A 25,598-nucleotide genomic window follows, 5' to 3' on the forward strand; every position below is an offset into this window, starting at 1 on the left:
GGCCTCCCGGCGGCCGCACACCGTCCGACGGATATCCTGGACGCCGCGGTCGCGGAAGGAGAGCGATGTTCGACAGTCCGCTCTCGGCCTCGCCGTACGAGATCCTCGGCGTGGATCCGGCCGTCGACGACGCCGAGCTCCGGCGGGCGTATCGGCTGCGACTGCGGCAGACCCACCCCGACACCGGCGGCGACGCGGCCGTGTTCATCCAGGTCCAGCGCGCGTGGGAGCTCATCGGCACCGCAGAGGACCGCGCCGCGTACGACCGCCGCGCGGGCCTGACCGACGACGGCGGCGAATGGAGCGGCTGGCGCCCGCAGACCGTGCGCACCGACACCCGGCCGCGCGCCCGCTCCTACGGACACCCCGGCGGCTGGCGCCGCGAACGCTACCTCTCCCTGATCCGCGAGTGGGCGGGTCACGGGGTCGAGGTCCCCGATCCGTACGCCCCGGCCCTCGTGCGCGCCGCCCCGCGGGAGCTCCGGCGGCTGCTCGCCGACGCGCTCGCGGAGGAGGCCACGGCACGCACGGTCTCCGACCTCGGCATGGGCTTCACGGTCTGGCACGACGTCGCCGCCGGACAGAACCCCGAGGACAAGCTCGACCACGTGGTGCTCAGTCCCTCCGGCCTCTACGGCGTCATGTCCGAGGACTTCGGCGGGGTCGTGGGGTTCCGCCGCGGGGAGATCACCGGCCCGAGCCTCGGCACGCGAGCCCCGGTCACGGCGGCTCTCGCCCGGATGCGCACGGTGGCGAAGGCCGCGAAGGTGAAGTTCGGCGGGGCGATCGTGGTGCTCCCCGACGACGACCTCGCCCAGGCGGTCACCCCGCTCGGGAGCACTCGCGGGGTCCCGGTCGTGGTGGTGCGGCGCAGCGCGCTGGCGATGGTGCTGCGTCAGGGCGTGCCCGGGGCGCGGGCCATCGGCGGCAACGAGCTGTTCGACGTCCGCACCCGGCTGCAGCAGACGGTCCGCTTCGTCTGACGGCGGCGACGCGCCCGGCATCCCGGCATGCTCTTTTGAATCACTCAAAACACCTGTAGAGTCGAGGGCATGGAGACGGAACTCGACTCGGCGTTGCGCGACGCCGGGCTGCGTGCGACTGCGGGCCGCGTCGCCGTTCTCGAGGCTCTCGGCTCCATGGCCCATACGGATGCGGAGCGGGTCTACCGCGCCGTGTCCGACGTGCTTCCGACCACGTCGATCCAGTCGGTGCACAACATCCTCGCGGACCTGACGACGGCGGGCCTCATCCGCCGGATCGAACCGGCAGGCTCCGCGGCGCTGTACGAACGGCGCATCGACGACAACCACCACCACGTCGTCTGCACCTCCTGCGGTGCGGTCGGCGATGTGGACTGCGTCGTCGGCGAGGCGCCGTGTCTCACCCCGTCCTCGACGGGGGGCTTCACCGTGCAGACAGCTGAAGTCACCTTCTGGGGCCTCTGCCCCAGCTGCCAGAACGCCGCGTAGGCGCATCCACCGATCCCCTCCCCGAGGGTCCGTTCGGCATGTCCGCGCGGAGAAGGAGAAGACCATGACCAACCCCACCGACGCGGGCCGTCCGGCCACGACGACGCAGGCCGGAGCGCCGATCGCGAGCGACACCCACTCGCTGACCGTGGGCCCCGACGGCCCCACCGCGCTGCACGACCACTACCTGGTCGAGAAGCTCGCCTCCTTCAACCGCGAGCGGGTGCCGGAGCGCAACCCGCACGCCAAGGGCGGCGGCGCGTTCGGCGAGTTCGTCGTCACCGAGGACGTCTCGAAGTACACCCGTGCGGCCGTGTTCCAGCCGGGCGCCACCTCGGAGACCCTCCTCCGCTTCTCCTCCGTCGCCGGCGAGCAGGGCTCCCCCGACACCTGGCGCGACGTGCGCGGGTTCTCGCTGCGCTTCTACACGACCGAGGGCAACCTCGACATCGTCGGCAACAACACCCCGACGTTCTTCCTCCGCGACGCCATCAAGTTCCCCGACTTCATCCACTCGCAGAAGCGCCTCGGCGACTCCGGCCTGCGCGACGCGGACATGCAGTGGGACTTCTGGACCCTCTCGCCGGAGAGCGCCCACCAGGTCACCTACCTCATGGGCGAGCGCGGCCTCCCCCGCAGCTGGCGTCACATGAACGGCTACGGCTCGCACACCTACTCGTGGATCAACGCCGAGGGCGAGGTGTTCTGGGTCAAGTACCACTTCATCTCCCACCAGGGCGTCGAGGCGATGAGCCCGGAGGAGGCCGAGCAGCTGGCCGGTTCTGACGCGGACCACTACCGTCGCGACCTGTTCCAGTCGATCGACGGCGGCGACTTCCCGAAGTGGGACCTGTACGTGCAGATCATGCCGTACGACGAGGCCAAGGACTACCGCTTCAACCCGTTCGACCTCACCAAGACGATCTCGAAGAAGGACTACCCGCGCATCAAGGTCGGCACGCTGACCCTGAATCGCAACCCGGAGAACTTCTTCGCGCAGATCGAGCAGGCCGGCTTCGCGCCGGGGAACCAGGTGCCCGGTACCGGCATCTCCCCCGACAAGATGCTCATGGGCCGGATGTTCGCCTACCCGGACGCCCAGCGCCACCGCATCGGCGCGAACTACAACCAGCTGCCGGTGAACCAGCCGCACGCCGCCGAGACCCGCAACTACCAGCACGAGGGCTCGATGCGGTACCAGTACAACGACGCCGCGCACCGCACCTACCAGCCGAACTCCTTCGGGACCCCCGGTGGCCCCGAGGCCGACCCGGCGAAGGGCATCGAGGTGAACTGGTCGGCGGACGGCGAGCTCACCCGCTCCGCCGCGACGCTGCACGCCGAGGACGACGACTTCGGTCAGGCCGGCACGCTGTACCGCGAGGTCTTCGACGGCCCGCAGCGCGCCCGCTTCCTGGAGGTGCTGACCGGTCAGGGCCGCTCGATCACGGTCGACGCCATCCGCGAGCGCTTCTTCCAGTACTGGACGAACGTGGACGCCGAGCTCGGCGCCGCTCTGCGCGACCGCGTCTGACCCGAGACCCCGGGTTCTCCTCGAAACCCCCTCTCCGCGACACCGCGGGGAGGGGGTTTCGGCGTGTAACCGGGGTCTCGGCGCCCGGGAAGGGAGAAGGGGAGGAGGATGGTGGGGTGGCTGTTCCCCTCTCCGACCTGACCGAGATGCCCGACCCGCAGCACGTCTACGCGGCGGACGGCACACGACTGGCGACCTACACGTGGGGGGAGCTCGACGCCCCGGTCGTGGTGACCGTGCACGGCTTCGCCTCGGGCGCCCGCGACAACTGGGTGCTCACCGGCTGGGTGCGCGAGCTGACCAGGGCCGGGTACCGCGTGCTCGCACTCGACCAGCGGGGCCACGGGCAGAGCGACAAGCCGCACGAGTCCGACGCCTACGCCATCCGCAACCTCGTGACCGACGTCGAGACCGTCATGGACACGTACCTCGTCGACGACGCGTTCTACCTCGGCTACTCGCTCGGCGCCCGGGTGGGGTGGGAGGTTGCCCGCGAGCTCCCGCATCGGATCGGCCGGGCGGTCCTGGGCGGTGTCCCCGACGGCATCCCCCTCGCACGTCTCGACCTCGACCAGGTGCGCGCGTACATCGCGGACGGCACCCCGGTGAAGGACCGCACGACGCAGAACTACATCGCGCTGACCGAGCGGGTGCCCGGGAACGATCTGCGCGCGCTCATCGCCCTGGCCGAGGGACTTCGGGGCTCCGGCACGATCGATCCCGATCCCGCGGACGCCCCGGTCGTGCCGCTGCTGTTCGCGACGGGATCGAAGGACGCGATCATCGAGGGCTCCCGGGCGCTGGCGGCCGCGGCTCCCGATGCCCGTTTCGTCGAGCTCCCGAACCGCCACCACTTCAACGCCCCCGGCTCCCGCGACTTCAAGGAGGCCGCGCTCGGTTTCTTCGCCGAGTCCTGACCCCGCCGAGACCCCGTCTACGCGCCGAGACCCCCTCCTGCACTCGCGTGCAGGAGGGGGTCTCGGCGGGAAAGCGGGGTCTCGGGGATCAGGCGGTGGCGTCCTCGCGCTTCGGGAGGACCCAGCCGGCGCGGGGGAAGTGGCACGTGTAGCCGTTCGGGTACTTGATCAGGTAGTCCTGGTGCTCGGGCTCGGCCTCCCAGAACGGACCGGCGGGCTCGATCGTCGTGACGGCCTTACCCGGCCACAGCCCGGAGGCGTCGACGTCGGCGATCGTGTCGCGGGCGACCTGCTCCTGCTCGGGGGTGAGCGGGAAGATCGCCGACCGGTAGCTCGACCCGATGTCGTTGCCCTGACGGTTCAGGGTCGACGGGTCGTGGATCTGGAAGAAGAACGCCAGGATGTCGCGATAGGTCGTCGCACTCGGGTCGAAGACGATCTCCACGGCCTCCGCGTGACCGGGGTGGTTGCGGTAGGTCGCGTGGTCGTTCTCCCCGCCGGTGTAGCCCACGCGGGTGTCGATCACCCCGGGCTGGCGGCGGATGAGGTCTTCCATGCCCCAGAAGCAGCCGCCCGCGAGGACGGCCGTCTCGGTCCCGGGGGTGCGGGTGATGGTTCCGGTGTCGGTCATGACTGCTCCTCAGAGGTGTCGGTGGTGAAGAGGGGGCTGTAGCGACCGTACCCCTCCTTCTCGAGATCCTCCGCCGGGATGAAGCGGAGGGCCGCCGAGTTCATGCAGTAGCGCAGGCCGCCCTCGGCGCGGGGCCCGTCGTCGAAGACGTGACCCAGGTGGCTGTCGGCGCCGGACGACCGCGCCTCGGTGCGGGTCATCCACAGCGTGCGGTCGGTCTTCGTGGTCACGGCGTCGGCGTCGATCGGGCGCGTGAAGCTCGGCCAGCCGCTGCCGCTGTCGTACTTGTCCCGGGAGGAGAACAGCGGCTGCCCGGAGACGACGTCGACGTAGATGCCGTCGTCGTGATTGTTCCAGTAGGCGTTGCGGAAGGGCGGCTCGGTGGCGTCCTGCTGCGTGACCTCGTACTGCAGGTTCGTGAGACCGCTGACGGCCTCGGGGGTCCTGCCGTAGTCGTTCGACATGAGTGGCTCCTTGTCCGACGCCGCTGGCTGCGGCGTCACTGAGGAGAACCAGGGACGAGCCCGTTTTGGTCCCGCGGGGCTGGGAGCGGGCTGAGAGTTTCTGCCGCTCAGCCCGCGTCTCGGACGACGGCGAGGTTCCGTTCCGCGGTGCGGACGATCTCCGCGACCGTGCGATCCTCCGGCCGTCGCGCCACCTTGAGGCCGAGCCAGGGCACAGCGCCCGCGGCGCGGAGCCCCGCGCGGACGTGCGCCGCGCCGAGCAGCGACGCCGACGCGGGATGGGCCTCGGCGATGGGCAGGTGCGCGTCCACCCAGGCGGGGCCGTACGGACTCTCCACCGGCGCGGCCCCGGAGAACGCGAGCCCGGTCAGCAGGCCCGAAGCCGCTGCGTCGGCGATCTGCGCGGTCACCGCATCCGCATCCCGCAGCTCGATCGCCGACCGCCCCCAGTTGAGCCAGAGGCCGACCGGGGCGCCGGCGGACCGGATGGCCGCGATCTCGGCAGCGAGCGGGAGGAACCCCTTCTCCGGCGTCTGACCGGGAACGGCGGCGTCGCAGTGCTCGATGACGAGCCGGGCTCCGCTCCAGTCGAACGCCGCGACCTCCTCCAGCGACCGGACGAGCGCATCCCCGTCTCCGCTCCCGCGGGGCGCGGTGTGCAGCATCACCACCGCGACCGATGCGGCGCTCTCGGCGGTGAGCCGCGCGACGTCGTCCGCCATGCGCCGCAGATCCGCCACCGCCGCGGCCCTCCCCTCCTCCTGCGGCGAGGCGAGTCCGTACGACGGGTCCTCCCCGAGCCGCCGCATCACGAACGGCACCGGGGTGACCGCAAGGGGCACACCCGGCACATGGCCGAGGAACCAGGACGGATCGTGCGGATGCACCGTCCCCATCCACGGCACCTCGAGCCCGGCCACCCCGGGGAGCGCGCAGAGCTCCGGCAGCAGCGCGGCCTCGAATGCCGGATCCCACCGGGCGTGCGCGGGGGACAGCGGATAGGCGCTGAGGAGCACGGGGGTCACGGACGGGCCTCGGCGAGACTCCGCGCGAACCAGGACGTGATGGTGGCCGGGTGGGTGATGGCCGTGCCGACGCAGACCGCGTAGGCCCCCGCGGCGATCGCGGCGGCGGCGTGCGCCGGGGTGTGGACGCGTCCTTCTGCGACGATCGGGCGCGTGCAGCGTGCCGCGATGAGGCCGATGAGCTCGAGGTCGGGGCCGTCGCTCTTCGGACGCTCCCCGGTGTATCCGGACAGGGTCGTGCCCAGGATGTCGGCACCCGCGGCTTCGGCGGCGATCGCGTCGTCGAGGGAACCGCAGTCGGCCATGATGAGCGCGTCGGAATGGTCGCGCAGCCCGACGATGGTCTCCGCGAGGGTCCGGCCGTCGGGCCGCGGGCGTCGGGTGCCGTCGATCGCCACGATGTCGGCGCCCGCGTCGGCGACGGCCACGGCATGCTCCAGCGTCGGCGTGATGAAGACGTCGGCATCGCCGTCCTTCCACAGCCCGATGATCGGCACCGGGAGGTCCGCGACCGCGCGGATGTCGTCGATGCCCTGCACGCGGATCCCGGCGGCACCGCCGACGAGGGCGGCGTCGGCGACCTGCGCCATGGTGCGCGGGTCGCGCATCGCCTCCCCGGGGTACGCCTGACAGGAGACGATGAGTCCGCCGTGCAGGCGTTCGAGGATGGGGTTCGGTGTCATGGTCGCCTCCAGGCGGATGCCGCCGCTCCCCGCAGCGGCGCGTCGTCGCCGAGGGTTCCCGGCAGGATGGGGGTGTCGTGCAGGGCGTCGATGGCCTCCGCGTGGAAGGCCGCCCGCAGGGAGTCCCACCAGAGCTCGCCGATGCGCGGCACGCCGCCGGTGATGACGATCCGCTCCGGGTCGAGGAGGGTCGCGGCTCCCGCGAGTGCGCGGCCGACGGCGGCGGCGGAGTCCTGGACGGCGCGGACGGCGAGGGAGTCGCCCGTGCCGGCCGCGGCGGCGACCCCGCGCGCATCGCGCAGCCCCGCGTCGCCGCCGAGCGAGAGGTAGTGCCGGTGCAGGCCGATGCCGGAGCCGAGGGCTTCGAGGTGTCCGCTCCGGCCGCAGGGGCAGCGGAGGTGCGCGGCACCCGGGATCGGGAGATGCGCGAGCTCGCCGGCGACGTGATGGGCGCCGCGCACCGGAACGCCGTCGAGGACGATGCCAGCGCCGACACCGGTGCCGACGGCGACGACGAGGGCGCTCGAGGCTCCGGCGGCGGCCCCGTGGAGGTACTCCCCCGTGGCGTGCGCGTCGACGTCGTTCTGCACGGCGACCGGCGCATCGGCGGGGAGGCGGTCCGCGAGGGCTTCCCGGATCAGGGCGGCCAGCGGAGTGCCCGGCCAGTCGGCGAAGGTGTCGGTGGCCGACACGATCGTCCCCGTCCGTGCGTCGACCACGCCCGCCGTGCCGATGCCGACGCCGACGAGCGCGGACTCCTCGTCGAGTAACTCCTCCGCGAGCGCGGCGACGGTCACCACGACGGCGGCGGGTCCCGCGCTCGCGGGGGTCGGCGCCGCGGTGGTGCGCAGCAGCGCGTCCGCCCGGTCGGCGAGCGCCGCGGCCGTCTTGGTGCCGCCGATGTCGACGGCGAGGACGACCTCGCGCATCAGACGGCGACCGGAAGCAGACCGAGCTCGTCGAGGATCGCGCGGATGCCGGCGACGGCCTCCGCAGTGAGCGGCTCCACCGTGTCGGCCATCGCCGCGTGGTCGATGATGCCGCGCGCGTGCATCGCCGCCTTGAACGCCCCGACGCCGGTGGCGTCGCCGGACAGCCCCTGCGGCTGGAACACGATGTCGAAGAGCCGGTTGATGCGCTCCTGCTCGGCCCGGGCGGTCGCCCAGTCACCGCGCTGCGCGGCCTCCCAGAGGCGCACGTAGCCGGCGGCCTCCACGTTCGCCAGGCCGGGGACGACACCCGCGGCACCGACGAGGGCCATCGCGTCGACGACGACCTCGTGTCCGGTGAGCAGCTGCAGCGGGCGACCGGCGGCCTCGTTCGCCGCGATCAGTCGGCGGAACCCGACGTCGTCGCCGGACGAGTCCTTCACCCCCTGGATGACGCCCTCCCGGCCGAGCTGCACGAGCAGGTCGATGCCGAGCTTGGAGTGCACGCGCACCGGCACGTCGTAGGCCCACAGCGGCACGTCGATCGCGGCGGCGATCGTGCGGAAGTGCGCGGCGATCTCGGCCGGCGAGTTCAACGTGTACAGCGGCGCGGTGGTCACGATCGCCTGCGCGCCCGCGGCGGCGAGCCGGCGGGCCGTCTCGATGATGCGCGGGGCCGTGAGCTCGATCGCCCCGGCGATGACGGGCACGCGTCCCGCGTTCGCGGCGACGATCGTCTGCAGCAGCTCGACGCGCTGGTCGTCGGTGAAGTAGGCGGTCTCGCCGGTGGAGCCGAGCGCGAACAGTCCGGAGACGCCCTCCCCGATCAGGCGCTCGACGAGGCGGGTGAGCGACGCGTGGTCGATCGTCCCGTCGGGGAGCAGCGGGGTGGCGACCGGCGGGACGACGCCAGAGAACGACAGGGCGGGAGCGGGGGAAGGCATAGGTGTTCCGTCTTTTCAGTGGTGGGGTTCGAGTAGCGAGGGCGCGGCGCCCAGCAGCGTGCGGGTGTAGGGGTCGGCGGGGTCGTCGAAGACCCGGGCGGCGTCGCCGTGCTCGACGACGCGGCCCTTGTTCATCACGGCGATCTCGTCGGAGAGGTAGCGGACGGTCTGGATGTCGTGGGAGATGAAGACCATGCCCAGGCCGAGCTGCTGCTTCAGGTCGGTCAGCAGGTTCAGGATCTGCGCGCGCACCGAGACGTCGAGGGCCGAGGTCGGCTCATCGGCGACGATGACCTGCGGGTCGAGGACGAGGGCTCTGGCGATCGCGACGCGCTGCCGCTGGCCGCCGGAGAGCTGGCTGGGCAGCGCCTCCAGCGCCGACGACGGCAGCCCCACGAGCCCGATGAGGTCGCGCACCTTGCGCTCCCGGCTCGCCGGGGAGCCGAGGCGATGCACCTGCAGCGGATCCAGCAGCGCGTCCCGCACGGTCATGCGGGCGTTCAGAGCCGTCGCCGGGTCCTGGAACACCACGGAGAGGATGCGTCCCAGGCGCTTGCGCACCGCGGGGGTGAAGGAGCGCACGGTCTCCCCGTCGAAGACGACCTGACCGCTCGTGGGCTTCTCGAGGCCGATCAGCACCTTCGCGGAGGTGGACTTGCCCGAGCCGGACTCGCCCACGATGCCCAGCGTCTGTCCGCGGCGGACCGTGAGCGAGACCCCGGCGAGCGCGTCCACGTAGTGCGGGCGGAACAACGACGAGCTGCGGGCCCGGTAGCGGACGTGCACGTCCTGCAGCTGGATGACGGGTTCGCTCATCGTCCTGCTCCGATCGGTTCGACGGGCGCATCCGCAGGATGCGCGGAGTAGTAGTGCTCGGTGCCGTCGATGTGCCGCCGCACGGGTTCCACTCCGGCGTACCGGGCGGGGTCCGTCGAGCGCGGCGCGAAGCGGTCGCCCTGCGGGAAGTCTCGTGGGGAGGGGACGACACCGGACACCTGATGCAGGCGGTCGGAGCCGGCCTCGATCGAGAGCACCGCCCCGAGCAGGCCCTGGGTGTACTCGTGGACGGGCTGCGTGAGCACCTCGCGGGTGGTGCCCTGCTCCACGACCTGGCCCGCGTACATCACGGTGATCCGGTGCGAGAGCTCGGCGACGAGGGCGAGGTCGTGCGAGACGAACACCAGTGCGAACCCGAGCTCCCGCTGCAGCCGCATCAGCAGCTCCACGACCTGCGCCTGCACCGTCACGTCGAGGGCCGTGGTGGGCTCGTCGGCGATCACCAGCCGCGGGTCGCGGGTCAGGGCCATCGCGATGAGCACGCGCTGCCGCTGGCCGCCCGAGAGCTCGTGCGGGTAGGAGGCGAGCGTGCGCGTCGGATCGAGACCGACGAGCTCCAGCAGCTCCTCGGCCGTGCGGGTGCCGCCCCGGGAGGTGAGCTGCTTCATCTGCGCGCGGATCAGCATTGCGGGATTCAGCGAGCTCAGCGCGTCCTGGTAGATCATCGCGATGTCGTGGCCGCGCAGCGCGTTGCGCTCCTTCGGCGTCATCCGCAGCAGATCCTTCCCGTCGAACAGGATGCGCCCGCGGATGTCGGCCTTCGGATCGAGCAGCCCCATGATCGCCAGCGACGTGATGGACTTGCCGCACCCCGACTCCCCCACGAGCGACATGGTCTCGCCGGGGCGCACGGTGAAGCTGACGTGGTCGACCACGTCGACGTCCCCGTGACGCGGGAAGGAGATGCACAGATCCTGCACCTCGAGCAGCGGCGCGGCGTCTCCCGTGTAGACCAGGCGATCGGTGCGGGCGAGCTCGCGGGCGCGCAGCTCGGCGAGGCGTTCCGCCAGGGGCACCGCCTCCGCGGTGGGCACGAGCACGTCGGGGACGCCGCTGGGCACCGAGAGGTTGACCGCGGTGTCGACCGTCGGGATGACGTGGGTGTCGTCCGGGGCGGCAGCCTCCTCCAGGTCGTGCGTCGACTCCTCCGTGTTCGCGGCATCGGCCGTGATCTTCCTGGCGCGCGGCGAGACCATGGCGTCGGTCATCCCCTCGGACAGGATGTTGAGGCACAGCACGGTGATCATGATGAGGATGCCGGGGAAGAAGGTCGCCCACCAGGCCCCGCTCATGAGCAGGTTGCGCCCCGCGGCGATCACGTTGCCCCAGGACGGCTCGGGGTCGGGCACACCGGCCTGCAGGAACGACAGCGAGGCCTCGAACACGATCGCGTCGGCGACGAGCACCGTGGCGAAGACGAGCACGGGTGCCATGGCGTTGCGGGCGACGTGCCGCACGATGATCCGCGGGGTCCCCGCGCCCATCACGCGGACGGCCGAGACGTAGTCCTCGCCGTACTGGTCGAGGATGTTCGCCCGGACGATGCGGGTCAGCTGCGGCACGTAGAGGAACGCGATCGTGAGCACCAGCACCGGAAGCGACTTGCCGAACACCGCCACGAACACGGCGGCGAGCGCGATGCCGGGGAACGACATGATCACGTCCATGACGCGCATGAGGGTCTCGGAGATCCACTTCGGCGCGGTCGCGGCGATCGTGCCCAGCACGCAGGCGACGGCGAGGGCGACGAGCGTGGCCCCGAGCCCGATCACGAGGGAGTAGCGGGCCCCGTAGACCAGTCGGGAGAAGATGTCGCGACCCTGCCGGTCGGTGCCGAACCAGTGCTCCCCGCTCGGCGGCTGCACCGGCGGGCCGGAGGCGAGCGGGTCGTACGGCGAGATCAGCGGCGCGAGGATCGCGGCGAGCGCGATGATCGCGAGCACGGCGAGGCAGATGATCGAGCCGAGGGAGAGACGGCCCCAGCGGAGGCCGGGGACGGAGAGCCGTTCCGTGAGTCTGCGTCGCATGTCACACCGCCCGGATTCGAGGATTGATGAGCACGTACAGGAGGTCGACGATGATGTTGATCACGACGAAAGCGAGCGCGACCGCGAGCGTCACGCCCTGCACGAGGTTCGGTTCGTTGTTGGTGACCCCGTTGAGGATGAGCGTGCCCATCCCCGGGATCGCGAAGATGATCTCGATCACCACGGCGCCGCCGAGCAGATACCCGATGCGGAGACCCAGCACCGTCACGGGGGTGATCAGCGCGTTGCGCAGCACGTTACGGCCGACGACGATCACCCGCGGGATCCCGGCGCCGAGGGCGGTGCGCACATAGTCGCGGTCGAGCTCCTCGACCATCGAGGTGCGCACGACCCGGGAGAGCTGCCCGATCACGGGCACGGCGAGTGCGACCGCGGGAAGGGTCATCCGGGCGAGCCACCCGGACGGGTCGTCGGCGAAGGCCGGCAGCGGGCCCGAGGCCGGCAACACGCCGAGCGCCAGGGTGAACACCTGGATGAGGAGGATGGCGAGCCAGAAGGAGGGCGTGGACAGCGCGGCGACGCCGAAGACGCGGATGACCTGGTCGGGCCAGCGGTCGCGGTAGACCGCGGCGAGGACGCCGATCACGAACGCGACGACCACGGCGATCACGAGCCCGAGGAAGGTCAGGGCCAGCGTCACCGGGAACGCCCTGGCGACCTCGTCGACCACCGGCAGGCTGCGGGCGGAGTAGGTGCCCAGGTCGCCCTGGACGAGGCCGAACAGGAAGTTCACGTAGCGGACGAACAGCGGGAGGTTCAGTCCGTGGTCTTCGCGGTACGCCTCCAGCGCCTCGGGGGAGGCGGTCTCGCCGAGCGCGGTGCGTGCCGGGTCGACGGGCGAGAACGACATCACGAAGAAGACCAGGAACGTGATGCCGAGGATCATCAGCGGCAACTGCAGCAGTCGCCGACCGACGAGGCGGAGCGTGTGGGACACGTGCCGCTCCTTCCGGGGGTGGGGTGGCGGGGGCGCGCTCTTCGGGCGAGCGCGCCCCCGCCCTGTCGGGCAGGTGCTACTTCGCGGCCACGCCGACGTCGAGGAACGACAGTCCGGTCGTGGGGACCGGCTGGAAGCCGACCAGCTCCTGCGAGCTCCAGGCGGTGGGCAGCTTGCGGTGGAACAGCGGGTACAGCACGGCCTGGTCGGAGATCAGGTCGTACGCCTGGTTCCAGGACTCCTGCTGCTCCTCGCCCTCCTGGGTGACGGCGGTGTCAAGCAGCGTGCGCAGCTCGGCGTACTCCGGGGAGTCGGCCCAGGCGGTGCGCGTCTGGGTCCAGACGTTCTCGCCGTACCACCAGTTCATGAGCAGGTCGGGGTCCACGCCGAACACCGACGGGTCACCGGGGGCGATGGCGACCGTGTAGTCGCCGGAGTCGACCTTCTCGTACATCGACGCCGACTGGCTGATGTCGAGGGTGGTGTCGATGCCGATCGCGTCGAGGGACTCCTTGATGAGCGGGGCGACCTCCTTCACCCATCCGGTGTCGGTCATGCGCAGCGTGATCGCGAGGTCGGAGACCCCGGCCTCCGCCAGCAGCTCCTCCGCCTTCTCCGGGTCGTACGAGTAGACCGTGGACGCCTCGTGGTAGTTCGGGTAGTCCTCGGGCAGGAACGACGTGGCCGGGGTGGCGTTGCCGAGCATGCCGGTCTCGATGATCTTGTCCATGTCGAGCGCGTAGTGCAGCGCCTGGCGGACGCGGACGTCGTCGAACGGCTCGGCCTTCGTGTTGAACATCATGAAGAGGAGGCCGAACGACTGCACGCTCTCGACCTCGGCCGAGGCGGCCAGTCCGTCGGCATCGATGTACGGCACGTCCTCGATCGCCTGCACCGTGCCGGTCGACATCGCGGTGACGCGGGCGGAGGCGTCGGCGAGGAGGTTCCAGTTCATGCCCGCGGCGAGCGCGGGACGCGGGCCGTTGTAGTCGTCGTACCGCTCGAAGACGATCTTGTCCTCGGGAACGGCGGAGACGAGGGCGTAGGGACCGGAGCCGATCGGGTTCGCGCCGAACTCCTCGGGGTCGGCCTCGACCACGGCCTTCGGCACGATCTTGACGACGCCGAGTCGATCGTCGATGAGGGAGAACGGGTAGTCGGTGGTGATCCGGACGGTGTCCTCGTCGACGGCCGTGACGGTGTCGATGAACTCGACGAACGAGCGGAACAGGGAGTTGTTCGCCGGGTCGAGGACGCGCTCGTAGCTGAAGACCACGTCGTCGGCGGTGACCGGGTCTCCGTTCTGGAAGGTCGCGCCTTCGCGGAGGTCGATGTCGTAGGTCGTCTCGTCGACCTGCGTCGGGAAGTCGGCGGCGAGGGCGGGGGCGGGCTCCTGCGTGACGGGGTCGAGATCGATGAGCCCCTCGAAGATGTGCCAGTTCGCCGAGACCGTCACGGCGCCGGAGGCGACCATCGGGTCGAAGCTGCCGTTCAGGGTGTACGAGATCCCGGCTTCGATGATGCCGTCCGGGTCGATGTCGCTCGCGGCGGGGCTCTCGGCGGTGCTGGCGGCGCCGCCGCAGCCGGCGAGGGCGAGGGACGCGGCGACCGTGCCGGCGACCGCCATCGCGAGACGACCCGCGCGGCGGCGGGTGCTGTGTCGGTTCATGTGTGCTCCAGGTGGTGGGGGGCGACGCCTTGAGAACATCAGACGTCTGATGTACTCTAAACACACGTTCGACCGGATCACAAGAGTGAGAGGATCGGAGCGTTTCCGGCAGGCAGGAGAGGGACCCTATGAAGTCCACCACGGGGAGGGCGTCGCGGATGCGGCGAGCCACGACGGCGGATCAGATCAAGCAGCTCATCCTCACGCGCGGACTCACCCCCGGCGATCCGCTGCCGACCGAGGCCGAGCTCTGCGAGGAGCTCGACGTGTCGCGCTCCTCGGTCCGCGAGGCGATCCGCACGCTCTCCACCCTCGACATCGTCGACGTCCGGCACGGACACGGCACCTACGTGGGCCCGATGTCGCTGGACCCGATGGTCGAGGCGCTCGTCTTCCGGGGGGTGCTGTCCCCGGAGGGGTCGCTGCAGGCCCTGCGGGAAGTCGTGGAGGTGCGTCTCGCCCTCGACCTCTCCATGGCGGAGCGCGTGGTCGAGGCCGCTCAGGCGCAGGCAGACCCGGAGCTCGACGAACTCGTCGCCGAGATGGTCGACAAGGCCGGCCGCGGCGAGTACTTCCTCGACGAGGACAGGGCGTTCCACACCCGCCTCTTCGGCGCCATCGACAACCGTCTCGTCGGCCAGCTCGTCGGAGCGTTCTGGGACGTGCACACCGCCGTGCTCCCGCAGCTCGGCATCGCGCAGCCCGACGACATCCACAAGACCGCCAAGGCGCATGGCGACATGCTGGACGCCGCGCGCTCCGGCGACGTCGAGCGCTACCGCCAGGCCGTCGTCGAGCACTACCAGCCGCTGCAGCGGGTGCTGGCGACCGCGGAGGACGTGCGGGCCTGAGCCCGGGAGTCGGTAGTCTGACTTTCCCACCACGGAAAGAGGACCCGCATGTCCGTTGGACTGCTCGCCGTCGTCGACGACATCCTGAGCGCCGCGATGAAGGCGTCGGCGAAGGCCGCGGGAGTCGTCATCGACGACGCCGCTGTGACCCCGCAGTACGTGCAGGGCCTCACCCCGGCCCGCGAGCTCCCCGTGGTCGGCAAGATCGCCCTCGGATCGCTGGTGAACAAGTTCGTCATCATCATCCCGATCGCGCTGCTGCTCACGGCCTTCGCGCCGTGGGTGCTGCCCTACCTGCTGATCCTCGGCGGTTCGTACCTGTGCTTCGAGGGCGCGGAGAAGGTGCTCGAGTGGTTCGGCGTGCAGCACGGCCACGCCGACGAGGGCGCTCGCGACGAGAGGAAGCTCGTGCTCGGCGCCGTCCGCACCGACCTCATCCTCTCGACCGAGATCATGCTCATCTCCCTCGCCAGCCTCGACAAGGGACTCGGCATCTGGTCCACCCTCGCGATCCTCGCGGTGATCGCGCTGGTCATGACCGTCGCGGTGTACGGGGCCGTGGCGCTCCTGGTGAAGATCGACGACATCGGCCTGAAGATGGCGAAGAACCCCGCCCAGCGCGTCCGGCACACCGGCACCCGGATCGTCCGGTCCATGCCCGCGGTCTTCCGCTTCATCAGCGTGCTCGGCACCGTCGCCATGCTCTGGGTGGGCGGACACCTTGTCCTCATCAACCTCGGCGAGGTCGGGCTGCACGCCCCTGCCGACGTGCTCCATGCGGTCGAGCACGCGCTGGAGCCCCTCGGCGGCTTCGTGGTGTGGGTGGTCGACACCCTCATCTCCGCGGTCGCGGGTCTCGTCTGGGGTCTGGTGATCGTCGGCGTCGTCCTCGGCATCGCGAAGCTCTTCGGCAGGAAGCCGAGCTTCCACGAGGGCGAGGCCTCCCCCGCCGACATCCACCTCTGAGTCCGTCGGGGCGGGGGTGACGTAGTCTCGACGCCATGCCTGCGAGCCGCACCCTGCACCGTTCGACGCGCGACGCGGATCGGTGGTTCCGCGAGCAGGGCCTTCCCACGTTCGTGCCGCTGCGCCGGTGGTTCACCGATCTGCCGCGCCGCGTGGCTCCGCTCATCGCCTGGGTCGCCGTCGCCGCCTACCTCTTCCAGGACGGCATCGAAGCGGTGTACGAGGTCGCGCTCGACGATGCGGCCGAGGACGCCGCCTTCGTGGCCGTCCTCGCCTTCGTCATCTTCGTGATCGCGGTGAGCCTGGCGTGGGGGGCGTACTACCTCGTGCGCACGGTGCTGCGCCGGCTGCGTCCGCCGGCCGGCACGACGCTCGCGCTTCTCGTCATCGTGGGAGCACTCGCCTTCCTGGTCGCCTCCGGGTACGTCGACCACCCGGGCGCCACCGTGGGGCCCGTCCTCCGCGGGCTCCTCGTGCTCGCCGTCTGCGTGCTCGTCACCGGGATGGGTGGTGGCGCCCTGCTCGGGTGGGCCTCTCGGCTCGCCGTGCGCAACGCCTCTGCGATCGGGCACATGGCCTCCATCGCCCTGCCGGTGATCCTGATGCTCGTGGTCTTCGCCTTCTTCTCGGCGGAGGTGTGGCAGATGGCGTCCGCCCTCTCCTGGGGGTCGATCGCACAGGTCGGGCTCGTCGTCGCCGTCCTCGCCGGCATCGTCGTGCTGCGGGTGAGCGCTTCCGAGATCGACGACGGAGCCCCGGCCCCGACAGCGGAGCAGCGGACCGCTCGTCTGGTCGGCACACCGGCGGAGGGCGCAACGGCAGCCGACGGCGCCCGCCTCCCGCTCCGCGCACCCCAGCGCATCAACATCCTGCTCGCCATGACCGTCGCCCAGCTCGTGCAGGCGCTCTTCTTCACCGCCCTCATCGCCGCCCTGCTCATCGTGATCGGCGGGATCGCCGTGCCCTCGGGCATCATCGGGATCTGGCTCGGTTCGGGCAGCGCTGCACAGCCGCTCGCCGTGCAGCCGCTGGAGTTCTTCGGCCAGAAGCTCCCGCTCACGGTCAACCTCCTCAAGGCGGCCACCCTGCTGGCGGTGATCGCGGCGCTGCCCTTCGTCTTCTCGGCCGTGAGCGAGGTGCGGTACCGCGAGCGCTTCTTCGACCCGATCATGGCCGACATGCATCGCGCCATCCTCGTGCGCGACGAGCTCGGCCGCCGCGGCGCACGCTGACGTCAGCCGCCGCCTGCGCCGATCCTGCTAACGTCGGCGTGCGCACCCGAAGCGCGAAGAAGGAAGAACCTGCGATGACCGCCGTGCACCTCAGGCCCGCCGAGAGCGCCGACCTCGACACGATCACCGAGATCCACAACCACGCCGTCCTGCACACGACCGCGATCTGGAACGAGGAGGCGGTGGATCGCGCCGACCGGGAGGCGTGGCTCGCCGACCGGACCGCGCGCGGCTGTCCCGTGATCGTCGCCGCCGACGAGAGCGGCGTCGTGGGCTATGCGTCCTATGCCCAGTGGCGCCCGCACAGCGGTTACCGCCTCACCGTGGAGCACTCCGTCTACGTGCGCGGCGATCAGCGCGGACGCGGCATCGGCACGATCCTCATGACAGAGCTCATCGCCCGGGCCAGGGCAGCCGGGATGCACGTGATGATCGGTGGTGTCGAGAGCGGCAACACCGCCTCCCTCGCCCTCCACGAGCGCCTCGGATTCCGGGAGGTGGGCCGCATGCCCCAGGTCGGCGCGAAGTTCGGCCGCTGGCTCGACCTCAGCATGCTGCAGCTCGTGCTCGACGAGCGCCCCACCCCGGACACGGCGCTCTAGCGATGGGCTTCCTGCAGTGGCTCGTCGACGCCTTCTCCTCGTCCTGGGTGCTTCCGGGTGGGCAGACCCTCCTGGTGCGTGAGGTCGTCGGGAACGCGTTCGGACTCGCGAGCGCCCTCGGCGGCATGCGACGCAAGGTCTGGGCGTGGCCGGTCGGCATCGTCGGCAACCTCCTGCTGCTCACGGTGTTCCTCGGCTCCGCGCTGAGCCCCGACCCCTCGCTCCCGCATCTCCTCGGTCAGGCCGGGCGGCAGATCATGTTCATCGCCGTCGCGATCTACGGGTGGATCCGCTGGCGGAACGCCGACGGCGGTCGCATCGTGCCGCGGTGGGCGCCGACCGGGGCCCGCATCGGTCTGGTCGTGGTCCTCGTCGTCGGAACCGTGGCGCTCACCCCCCTGTTCCGCGCCCTCGGTTCGTGGGAACCGGTCTGGGCCGATGCCTGGACCTTCGTCGGGTCACTGCTGGCGACGTACGGCATGGCGAAGGGCTGGACCGAGTTCTGGCTCATCTGGATCGCCGTGGACGTGGTGGGGGTGCCGTTGCTGTTCAGCTCCGGCTACTACGCGACCGGCCTCATGTACGTGTTCTACGGCGTCTTCACGGCGGTCGGGTTCGTGATCTGGTGGCGAGCGCAGCGACAGGCCGCGCGCCCGATCGAGATCCTCCCTCCCGACCCGAGCCCCCGCCGTCCGGACGACGAGGGCTGAGCCGCACCACGGATTGTTTCCGTGCGTGTCGATCCCGCTCGCCCCGGCCCCGTCCGGTCCCGTTTCATGGGGGCATGACCCGGCAGATCCGCTTCAACGCCTTCGACATGAACTGCGTCGCCCACCAGTCGTCCGGCCTCTGGCGGCATCCGGAAGACCGCTCGCGGCAGTACAACACCCTCTCCTACTGGACCGACCTGGCCAGGCTGCTGGAGAGCGCGACCTTCGACGGGATCTTCATCGCCGACGTCCTGGGCACCTACGACGTCTACGGCGGTACGAACGAGGCCGCCATCCGCAACGGCGCCCAGGTGCCGGTGAACGACCCGATCCTCCTGGTCAGCGCGATGGCCGCGGTGACCGAGCATCTGGGGTTCGGCGTCACGGCCGGCACCGCGTTCGAGCACCCCTACCCGTTCGCTCGACGACTCAGCACGCTCGACCACCTCACCCGGGGCCGTGTCGGCTGGAACGTCGTGACCGGGTATCTGCCCAGCGCCGCGCGCAACATGGGTCAGGAGGACCAGCTCGCCCACGACGACCGCTACGACCACGCGGACGAGTACGTCGAGGTGCTCTACAAGCTCTGGGAGGGCTCGTGGGAGGACGACGCGGTGGTGGAGGACCGCGAGCGCGGCATCTTCACCGACCCGTCGAAGGTGCACCCGATCCGGCACGAGGGGAAGCACTTCTCCGTGCCCGGCATCCACATCTCGGAGCCGTCGCCGCAGCGGACTCCGGTGATCTACCAGGCCGGCGCGAGCCCGCGCGGGGTGAGGTTCGCCGCCGAGAACGCCGAGGCCATCTTCGTCGCTGCACCGTCGAAGGAGGTGCTCGCCGGCACCGTGAAGCGCATCCGCGACGCCCTCGAGGCCGCGGGGCGTGATCGGTACGACGCCCGCATCTACACGCTGCTGACGGTGATCACCGCGGCGACGAGCGAGGAGGCCACCGCGAAGCACGCCGAGTACCTTTCCTACGCGAGTCCGGAGGGGGCACTCACCTTCATGTCGGGGTGGATGGGCGTCGACCTCTCGCAGTACGCCGAGGACGAGCCGGTCGGGAACGTCGAGTCGAACGCGATCCAGTCGGTGCTGCACCACCTGAAGGAGGAGGCCGACCTCGGGCGCGAGTGGACCGTGGGCGACTTCGGCCGCCACAACGCGATCGGCGGCCTCGGCCCGACGATCGTCGGCTCCGGGGTCGAGATCGCCGACGAGCTGCAGTCCTGGGTCGAGGAGACCGACATCGACGGCTTCAACCTCGCCTACGCGGTCACGCCCGGCACGTGGCAGGACATCATCGAGCACGTCATCCCGGTGCTGCGCGAGCGGGGCGCCTACCCCGAGGAGTACGTGCCCGGCACGCTCCGCCACAAGCTCCACGGCCGCGGCGACCGGGTCCAGCCCACGCACCGCGCCGCCCGGTACCGCGTCGGCTAGTCCCCCCTTCGAATCGCTCACTTTGCGGCAACACCGGCCGTTTTGCCGCAAAGTGAGCGATTCGAAAGCGGGTCAGTCGTCGCTGCGGCTGAAGATCCCTCGCAGCACGAGGAAGACCACCACGGCCACGACCGCGACGATCCCGAGCTTGAAGATGAACGCGAGGACCGAGAACAGGGCGCTCACGATCCACCACGCGATCACGACGGCGAGGATGACGCCGAGGATGGTCCAGAGGTTCTTGGTCATGCCTCCAGCCTACGGAGTCGACGCTGCGGGGATCTCCTCGAGCGACCGGTACACGGGCAGCCCGAGCTCGTGGGCGATCTCGACGTCCTTGTCGGCGCCGGACGACTCCCCCGGCAGCCGGAGCACCGCGTCGCAGTGCAGGAGCAGTCGGCGGGCGGTCTCGTACATGACGTCGCCCTTGCCGGAGTCGCCCGGCTCGAGGGTGCGCAGGACCGGCAATGCGACCCACTCCCCGATCATCGGCACGTGGCCGAGGCGGAAGATCGGACCGGACGCCTCCTCCAGGCGCGCGAGATTGCGAGCGATCAGGGCGGGGTCGCCGTTCGTGCCGGAACGGTAGGGGCCGGCGATCAGGATCAGGAGTGGCTTCATCATGGAGATGACTGTAGTCTGAATCATGCATAAACGTGCAACTTCGTGAGGAAACGTATGCTCGCTGCTCAGCGCAAGGACCACCTGCTCGACGTGCTCGCCCGCGACGGACGGGTCGTGGCGAAGGCTGCGGCCGATGAACTCGGAGTTTCGGAAGACGCCATCCGCCGCGACCTCCGCGAACTCGCCGAGGAGGGCAGGCTCCAGCGCGTGTACGGCGGCGCGCTGCCCATCGCCGCGGCCGATCGCCCGGTGCGCGAGCGCCACGATCTGGCGACCGAGAGCAAGGAGCGGGTCGCCCGCCAGGCGGTCGCGACCATCCTCCCCGGATCGACGATCGTGCTGGATGCCGGCACCACCACGCTCGCGATGGCGCGGCTGCTGCCCTCCGGCACCGACATCACGGTCATCACCCCGAGTCCTGCCGTCGCCCTCGCCGTCGCCGAGCACTCGGACGCGCGCGTGATCATGATCGGCGGCGAACTCGCCCGGCACTCCCTCGTCGCCGGCGGAGGACTCGCGATGGAGGCGATCCAGCACCTCGCTGCCGACGTGTTCTTCCTCGGCGTCACGGGCGTCGACCCCCGACACGGCCTCACGACGGGCGAACTCGACGATGCCGTCACCAAGCGGGCGATCGCCTCCCGCTGCGCCGCGACCATCGTGCTGGCCAGCGACGAGAAGATCGGCGCTGCCTCGCGCTACCCCGTCCTGCCGTTCGAGGCAGTCGCCGCGGTCATCACCGACCCTCTCGACGAGAATCCGCTCATCCCCGAGGTCCTGGCGCAGATCCCGGCGCGGGAGTGAGCGACGATCCCTCCTCCTCCGCGAGGCGTTCCGTCAGCAGGGCATGCAGGTGTCCTGCCGCCGCGAGAAGCGCGATGCTGCGGCGCGTGAGGTCGGCCAGCCGCTCCGCGAGGATGCGCTGCACCTGCTCGGTGTCACCGTGCGCGCGCACCTCGTCGATGATGCGCGAAACGGCGGGGATGCCGTAGCCGCCCGAACGCAGAGCGGCGGCGATCCGCGCCTCGGTGATGGCGAGGGAGTCATAGGAGCGGACCGATCCCGCACGACGAGCCGGGCGCACGAGCCCTTCTCGCTCCCAGTGCCGCAGTGCGGAGGAACGGACGCCGAGCGCCTGGGCGAGTTCGCCGATGGCCATCGCATCGTCCTCGACGAACGGATCGTCGGCCTCCGCCACCGCGTCCTCGAGTCCGCGCAGGGCCGCGCGCACCCGTGAGCGTTCGAGGGCGAGATCCGCGTGCAGCGTGTCGATCCGCTCCGCCGCCTGCTCGACCGATCCGCCGATGAGAGCGGGCATCAGTCGACGCGCGGGCACGGGACCGAGCGCCGTCGCCGACGCGCGATAGGCGCGCAGCGCCAGGGCATGCGGCATCCGATACCGCCGGTACCCGTTCGCACCGCGCTCCGCGGCGGGGAGGACACCGAGTCGCTCGAGGTCGCGCACCTGCTGCGTCGAGTAGTCGACCAGCCGCCCGAGCGCCGCAGTCGTCATCACCTGCTCTTGAGGGTTCTGCACGTGCTTCCTCGTCTTTCCGGCCCTTGAGTCCACATAAGCACAGCAGCCTCAGCATTGAAGGATGGATATGCAGGAGATCATCGCAGAGGTCCGCTCGTTCGACGGCGTGCTCGTCGTCGCCCCGGAAGCAGGCAGCGACTTCCCCGAACTGTCCTGGGGAGACGCGTACTTCTACCACGCGCCCGACGGCCGGATGCCGGAGCGCACGCAGCCGTACGGGACGATCATCACGAAGGACTATCCCGACGACACGTCCTCCGCGCTGGACGCTCCAGGGCGCTTCCGGGTGAACATCCACGTCGGACGCGAGCGCGCGGAGTCGATCATCGCGGCAGGGTCTCTCACGGGCGGCGACACCGCCCCGACGGCGGTCGACGTCTTCCGGCCTCACCCGTTGTACGGCACCGCCGGCTGGGTGTGCGTGATCGACCCCGCGGAGGCGACGGAGGGTGCCGTGCTCGCCCTTCTCCGCGAGGCGCACGAGGCGGCCCGTGCGCGCACCGGACGGCGGACGAGGTGACCCCCATGTCGACTCCGCAGGGCATGACCGAGACCGACCGTCGGATCGTCGCGGTGTGGGCGGCCGACTGCGCCGAGCGCGTGTTGCCGCTGTTCGAGAGCGAGGCCTCGGACAACGACCGTGCGCGCGATGCCATCGCCAGGACGCGCGCCTTCGCGCGGGGCGAGCTCACGGCTGCGGGCGAGATCCGTCGTCGTTTCCTGGCCGGCAGGGCCGCCCGCAGCGCCGTCTCCCCTGCCGGCACCGCGGCCGCCCGCTCCGCGGCACAGGCCGCAGGGGTCGCGCACATGGGGGCACATGCTCTCGGGGCAGCCGCCTACGCCGCACGGGCTGTCGAGCTGGCACACCCGGATGATCCCGACTCCCGTGCCGCCGAAGTGCGCTGGCAACTCGCGCAGCTCTCCGCCGAAGCCGCTGCAGCCCTGCGCACCCTTCCGCCCCTGGGCACCGACCCCGCGGGCCCCCTCGGCCCCGGGCTCCTCTCGTCCGGCCCCCTCGGCGACGTGATCCGCGAGATCCAGGCGCACCTCTCGTCGTAAGTCCCTCTTCGAATCGCGCAACTGGCTGTATCTGAGCCCGAAATGGAGCCAGGTGCGCGATTCGAAAGCGGGTCCGACCGCTTCAGCCCCGATTCAGCGTCGACCGGCCACACTGGGGGGATGCGGATCCTGGTGGTGGACGACGAGGTACGTCTGGCCGAGGGCGTGCGCCGCGGACTCGAGGCCGAGGGCTTCGCCGTCGATGTCGCCCACAACGGCGTCGACGGCCTCTGGCGGGCCCGCGAGACCCGGTACGACGCCATCGTGCTCGACCTGATGATGCCCGGCATGAGCGGGTGGAAGGTGTGCGAGGCCCTGCGCGCCGAGGAGAACTGGACTCCCGTGCTGATGCTCACCGCCAAAGACGGCGAGTGGGATCAGGTGGAGGCACTAGAGAGCGGCGCCGACGACTACGTCACCAAGCCCTTCTCGTTCGCGATCCTCGTGGCCCGGCTCCGGGCACTCGTGCGCCGCGGTGCGGTGGCACGACCGACGATCCTGGAGGCCGGCGACCTGCGGCTGGACCCCGCCGCACACCACGTGTGGCGCGGCGAGACCCCGATCTCCCTCACAGCCCGCGAGTTCGCGGTGCTCGAGCATCTGATGCGCCACCGCGGGCAGGTGCTGTCGAAGCGCGACCTCCTGGCCGGCGTCTGGGACGACGACTTCGACGGCGACCCGAACATCGTCGAGGTGTACATCGGCCACCTCCGCCGCAAGGTCGACAAGCCGTTCGGGCGCGAGGCGATCGAGACCATCCGCGGCGCGGGCTATCGGCTGGCGGCGAACGGTGGCTAGGCGGCTCTGGCGGTCGGTCCGCGGTCGGACGACCCTGGGCGCCACCCTCGTCGTCGCGGTCGCGCTGCTCCTCGGGGCCTTCTCCTTCTACGGCGTGCTGAGCGCGAGCATCCACGGCAGCACCGAACGCGCGGCGGAGCAGCGGCTGGAAGAGCTCGTCAGCCGGTTCGATGGTCCGGGCCGCCGCGGCCCCGACCAGCTCGACGATGACCTCGTGCAGCTGCTCGGCCGGGACGGATCGGTGCGCGCGGCGAGCGAGGAGGCCGCCGATGCGCTCGGCGCCACACCGCTGCCCGTCGACGACGATCCGCAGGTGGTCCGCATCGACGGGGAACCCATGGTCGTGGTGTCCGACGACGTCGAGGGCGACCAGACCCTCGTCCTCGCGGTACCGATGGACGAGGATGCGGAGACCCTGTCGACGGTGGCGACGCTACTCGTGATCGCCGTCCCCGCGCTGCTGCTGCTCGTGGCAGTCACGACCTGGCTCGTCACGGGGCGCGCGCTGCGCCCTGTGACCCGCATCCGCCAGGAGGTCGAGGGCATCACCGCCGAGCGCCTCGATCACCGGGTGCCGGTTCCCGACACCGCGGACGAGATCCACTCCCTCGCCGTGACGATGAACGGGATGCTCGACCGGCTCGACGCGGCGGCGACCGCGCAGCGCCGCTTCGTCTCCGACGCCTCCCACGAGCTCCGCTCCCCCCTGGCGACGATCCGTCAGCACGCGGAGCTCGCCCAGGCGCACCCGGAGGTGACGAGCATCGACGAGCTCGCGGAGGTGGTGTCCGAGGAGGGGCTGCGGCTGCAGGGCATCGTGGAGTCGCTGCTCCTCCTCGCCCGCCTCGACGAGGGTGTCGCCGGGAGCACCGAACCGGTGGACCTGGACGACCTGGCCCTCGCGGAGGTGCGTCGGCTGCGGGCCGCCGGGCTCGACGTCGATGGCGCCGGCATCCGTGCGGCCCGCACCGTCGGCGACCCCCGGCTGCTCGGCCAGCTGCTGCGGAACCTCGCCGACAACGCCGCCCGGCACAGCAACGGCCACGTGGCGATCGGGGTGGAACCGCAGGCGGCGCACGTCGTGCTCACGGTCGAAGACGACGGCACCGGCATCCCGCCGGAGGAGCGGGACCGCATCTTCGAGCGCTTCGTCCGACTCGATGAGGCCCGCAGTCGCGACGCGGGAGGCAGCGGTCTCGGTCTCGCGATCGCTCACGGCATCGCCACCGCCGCCCACGGCGCGATCACGGTGGACACGTCCCGGTGGGGCGGCGCCCGCTTCACCGTCACCCTCCCCTCGGCCGGCCTTCTCTCCTGACCCCGTGCCCGGGCACGGCCTCGGAGATCCCCGACGACACCCCGGTCATGGCTGCCGCACGGCGGCGTGTCCTTCCCGAGCTCCGAAGTCGTGCCCGAGATATCGGTTCCTGAACGGGGCTTCAGGAGGCTTCAGGGTGGCTTCAGCGGCGTCGGGGGACCATCGAGACATGAACGACAAGACTCCTGCTCCCGACCAGAACCCCACGCCGGACGAGAACGACGCCGCGGGTCAGAACGCGGCAGCCGCGGTCCCGAACGCGGGCCAGGACCAGAACGCCGGACCGGGCTCCCCCGACGGACACGGCACGACCGCCGACGGGAGCCCCGACGCCCCGACGGTGCCGGTCGCGCCGACCCCCGGCCCTGC

General features: G+C 71.0%; 28 protein-coding genes and 1 pseudogene. 16 read left to right on the forward strand and 13 right to left on the reverse strand.

Annotated elements, in window-relative coordinates:
* The first annotated feature begins 65 nt into the window (after window positions 1–65).
* From DW296_RS11440 to DW296_RS11455, 4 genes are all read left to right on the forward strand, one after another.
* Window positions 66–983, forward strand: a complete 918-nt coding sequence (locus tag DW296_RS11440) for a J domain-containing protein (protein WP_136052326.1) — start codon at window positions 66–68, stop codon at window positions 981–983.
* 69 nt (window positions 984–1,052) lie between these two features.
* Window positions 1,053–1,472 (forward strand): Fur family transcriptional regulator, encoded by a 420-nt coding sequence (locus DW296_RS11445; RefSeq protein ID WP_025102779.1) that lies wholly within the window; start codon window positions 1,053–1,055, stop codon window positions 1,470–1,472.
* A gap of 64 nt (window positions 1,473–1,536) precedes the next feature.
* The gene (locus tag DW296_RS11450) at window positions 1,537–3,006 is read left to right on the forward strand and encodes a catalase (protein WP_136052327.1); all 1,470 of its coding nucleotides are present in this window, start codon (window positions 1,537–1,539) and stop codon (window positions 3,004–3,006) included.
* Window positions 3,007–3,122: 116 nt separating this feature from the next.
* On the forward strand, window positions 3,123–3,923 hold the full coding sequence (locus DW296_RS11455) for an alpha/beta fold hydrolase (RefSeq protein ID WP_136052328.1): 801 nt from the start codon (window positions 3,123–3,125) through the stop codon (window positions 3,921–3,923).
* Window positions 3,924–4,011: 88 nt separating this feature from the next.
* Here DW296_RS11455 and msrA read toward each other — a convergent pair whose 3' ends face one another.
* From msrA to DW296_RS11505, 10 genes are all read right to left on the reverse strand, one after another.
* A complete protein-coding gene (gene msrA / locus DW296_RS11460) occupies window positions 4,012–4,554 on the reverse strand; it encodes a peptide-methionine (S)-S-oxide reductase MsrA (RefSeq protein WP_025102782.1) in 543 nt (180 codons plus the stop codon).
* Window positions 4,551–5,018, reverse strand: a complete 468-nt coding sequence (gene msrB, locus DW296_RS11465; RefSeq protein WP_136052329.1) for a peptide-methionine (R)-S-oxide reductase MsrB — start codon at window positions 5,016–5,018, stop codon at window positions 4,551–4,553. The genes msrA and msrB overlap by 4 nt, the downstream gene beginning before the upstream one ends.
* A 107-nt stretch (window positions 5,019–5,125) precedes the next feature.
* A complete protein-coding gene (locus DW296_RS11470) occupies window positions 5,126–6,043 on the reverse strand; it encodes a DUF4862 family protein (protein WP_168429025.1) in 918 nt (305 codons plus the stop codon).
* Window positions 6,040–6,726, reverse strand: coding sequence for an N-acetylmannosamine-6-phosphate 2-epimerase (locus DW296_RS11475; RefSeq protein WP_136052331.1), 687 nt, complete (start codon window positions 6,724–6,726; stop codon window positions 6,040–6,042). The genes DW296_RS11470 and DW296_RS11475 overlap by 4 nt, the downstream gene beginning before the upstream one ends.
* Window positions 6,723–7,655 (reverse strand): ROK family protein, encoded by a 933-nt coding sequence (locus tag DW296_RS11480; RefSeq protein ID WP_136052332.1) that lies wholly within the window; start codon window positions 7,653–7,655, stop codon window positions 6,723–6,725. The genes DW296_RS11475 and DW296_RS11480 overlap by 4 nt, the downstream gene beginning before the upstream one ends.
* Complete coding sequence (locus DW296_RS11485) at window positions 7,655–8,599, reverse strand: dihydrodipicolinate synthase family protein (RefSeq protein ID WP_136052333.1); 945 nt, start codon at window positions 8,597–8,599, stop codon at window positions 7,655–7,657. Before DW296_RS11485 ends, DW296_RS11480 begins: the two co-directional genes overlap by 1 nt.
* A 15-nt stretch (window positions 8,600–8,614) precedes the next feature.
* Complete coding sequence (locus DW296_RS11490; RefSeq protein ID WP_102209802.1) at window positions 8,615–9,415, reverse strand: ABC transporter ATP-binding protein; 801 nt, start codon at window positions 9,413–9,415, stop codon at window positions 8,615–8,617.
* A complete protein-coding gene (locus tag DW296_RS11495) occupies window positions 9,412–11,463 on the reverse strand; it encodes a dipeptide/oligopeptide/nickel ABC transporter permease/ATP-binding protein (RefSeq protein WP_136052334.1) in 2,052 nt (683 codons plus the stop codon). Before DW296_RS11495 ends, DW296_RS11490 begins: the two co-directional genes overlap by 4 nt.
* Before the next feature lies 1 nt (window position 11,464).
* Window positions 11,465–12,421 (reverse strand): ABC transporter permease, encoded by a 957-nt coding sequence (locus tag DW296_RS11500; protein ID WP_062637823.1) that lies wholly within the window; start codon window positions 12,419–12,421, stop codon window positions 11,465–11,467.
* A 76-nt stretch (window positions 12,422–12,497) separates the two neighbouring features.
* The gene (locus DW296_RS11505) at window positions 12,498–14,090 is read right to left on the reverse strand and encodes an ABC transporter substrate-binding protein (protein ID WP_136052335.1); all 1,593 of its coding nucleotides are present in this window, start codon (window positions 14,088–14,090) and stop codon (window positions 12,498–12,500) included.
* A 128-nt stretch (window positions 14,091–14,218) separates the two neighbouring features.
* On the opposite strand from DW296_RS11505, the gene DW296_RS11510 reads away from it, so the two are divergent.
* The 6 genes from DW296_RS11510 (at window position 14,219) to DW296_RS11535 (ending at window position 19,893) form a co-directional block, all read left to right on the forward strand.
* Window positions 14,219–14,941, forward strand: coding sequence for a FadR/GntR family transcriptional regulator (locus DW296_RS11510; RefSeq protein ID WP_240743069.1), 723 nt, complete (start codon window positions 14,219–14,221; stop codon window positions 14,939–14,941).
* Window positions 14,942–14,989: 48 nt separating this feature from the next.
* The gene (locus tag DW296_RS11515) at window positions 14,990–15,907 is read left to right on the forward strand and encodes a DUF808 domain-containing protein (protein ID WP_136052336.1); all 918 of its coding nucleotides are present in this window, start codon (window positions 14,990–14,992) and stop codon (window positions 15,905–15,907) included.
* 35 nt (window positions 15,908–15,942) lie between these two features.
* Window positions 15,943–17,139, forward strand: coding sequence for a hypothetical protein (locus DW296_RS11520; RefSeq protein WP_136052337.1), 1,197 nt, complete (start codon window positions 15,943–15,945; stop codon window positions 17,137–17,139).
* Between the two features lie 74 nt (window positions 17,140–17,213).
* On the forward strand, window positions 17,214–17,741 hold the full coding sequence (locus tag DW296_RS11525; RefSeq protein WP_136052338.1) for a GNAT family N-acetyltransferase: 528 nt from the start codon (window positions 17,214–17,216) through the stop codon (window positions 17,739–17,741).
* Window positions 17,742–17,743: 2 nt separating this feature from the next.
* Window positions 17,744–18,451, forward strand: a complete 708-nt coding sequence (gene pnuC, locus DW296_RS11530; protein WP_136052339.1) for a nicotinamide riboside transporter PnuC — start codon at window positions 17,744–17,746, stop codon at window positions 18,449–18,451.
* A gap of 74 nt (window positions 18,452–18,525) precedes the next feature.
* The gene (locus tag DW296_RS11535) at window positions 18,526–19,893 is read left to right on the forward strand and encodes an LLM class flavin-dependent oxidoreductase (protein WP_136052340.1); all 1,368 of its coding nucleotides are present in this window, start codon (window positions 18,526–18,528) and stop codon (window positions 19,891–19,893) included.
* Between the two features lie 72 nt (window positions 19,894–19,965).
* Here the strand turns inward: DW296_RS11535 and DW296_RS16490 are convergent, their stop codons facing one another.
* Both DW296_RS16490 and DW296_RS11540 read right to left on the reverse strand, forming a co-directional pair.
* A complete protein-coding gene (locus DW296_RS16490) occupies window positions 19,966–20,142 on the reverse strand; it encodes a hypothetical protein (RefSeq protein WP_046748560.1) in 177 nt (58 codons plus the stop codon).
* A 9-nt stretch (window positions 20,143–20,151) separates the two neighbouring features.
* Window positions 20,152–20,517: a DUF4406 domain-containing protein gene (locus tag DW296_RS11540; protein WP_136052341.1), complete on the reverse strand. Its 366-nt coding sequence runs from the start codon at window positions 20,515–20,517 to the stop codon at window positions 20,152–20,154.
* A 54-nt stretch (window positions 20,518–20,571) separates the two neighbouring features.
* Between DW296_RS11540 and DW296_RS11545 the strand changes: the two genes are divergently transcribed.
* Window positions 20,572–21,321: a DeoR/GlpR family DNA-binding transcription regulator gene (locus DW296_RS11545; RefSeq protein WP_136052342.1), complete on the forward strand. Its 750-nt coding sequence runs from the start codon at window positions 20,572–20,574 to the stop codon at window positions 21,319–21,321.
* On the opposite strand, the gene DW296_RS11550 is transcribed toward DW296_RS11545, so the two are convergent.
* Window positions 21,281–22,054 carry a MerR family transcriptional regulator gene (locus DW296_RS11550; RefSeq protein ID WP_240743070.1) on the reverse strand — a complete coding sequence of 258 codons (774 nt, stop codon included), beginning with the start codon at window positions 22,052–22,054 and terminating at the stop codon, window positions 21,281–21,283. The two genes, DW296_RS11545 and DW296_RS11550, sit on opposite strands and share 41 nt — an antisense overlap.
* A 67-nt stretch (window positions 22,055–22,121) precedes the next feature.
* Between DW296_RS11550 and DW296_RS11555 the strand changes: the two genes are divergently transcribed.
* From DW296_RS11555 to DW296_RS11575, 5 genes and pseudogenes are all read left to right on the forward strand, one after another.
* On the forward strand, window positions 22,122–22,574 hold the full coding sequence (locus tag DW296_RS11555) for a DUF6194 family protein (protein ID WP_240743071.1): 453 nt from the start codon (window positions 22,122–22,124) through the stop codon (window positions 22,572–22,574).
* Between the two features lie 5 nt (window positions 22,575–22,579).
* Window positions 22,580–23,113 (forward strand): putative immunity protein, encoded by a 534-nt coding sequence (locus tag DW296_RS11560; RefSeq protein ID WP_136052344.1) that lies wholly within the window; start codon window positions 22,580–22,582, stop codon window positions 23,111–23,113.
* Between the two features lie 120 nt (window positions 23,114–23,233).
* Window positions 23,234–23,911, forward strand: coding sequence for a response regulator transcription factor (locus DW296_RS11565; protein ID WP_136052345.1), 678 nt, complete (start codon window positions 23,234–23,236; stop codon window positions 23,909–23,911).
* Window positions 23,904–25,229 carry a sensor histidine kinase gene (locus DW296_RS11570; RefSeq protein ID WP_136052346.1) on the forward strand — a complete coding sequence of 442 codons (1,326 nt, stop codon included), beginning with the start codon at window positions 23,904–23,906 and terminating at the stop codon, window positions 25,227–25,229. The genes DW296_RS11565 and DW296_RS11570 overlap by 8 nt, the downstream gene beginning before the upstream one ends.
* A 169-nt stretch (window positions 25,230–25,398) precedes the next feature.
* Window positions 25,399–25,598, forward strand: a pseudogene (locus DW296_RS11575) (hypothetical protein); the annotation flags it as partial.

The organism is Microbacterium sp. K36, from assembly GCF_004794355.1.
Lineage (GTDB): Bacteria > Actinomycetota > Actinomycetes > Actinomycetales > Microbacteriaceae > Microbacterium > Microbacterium paraoxydans_D.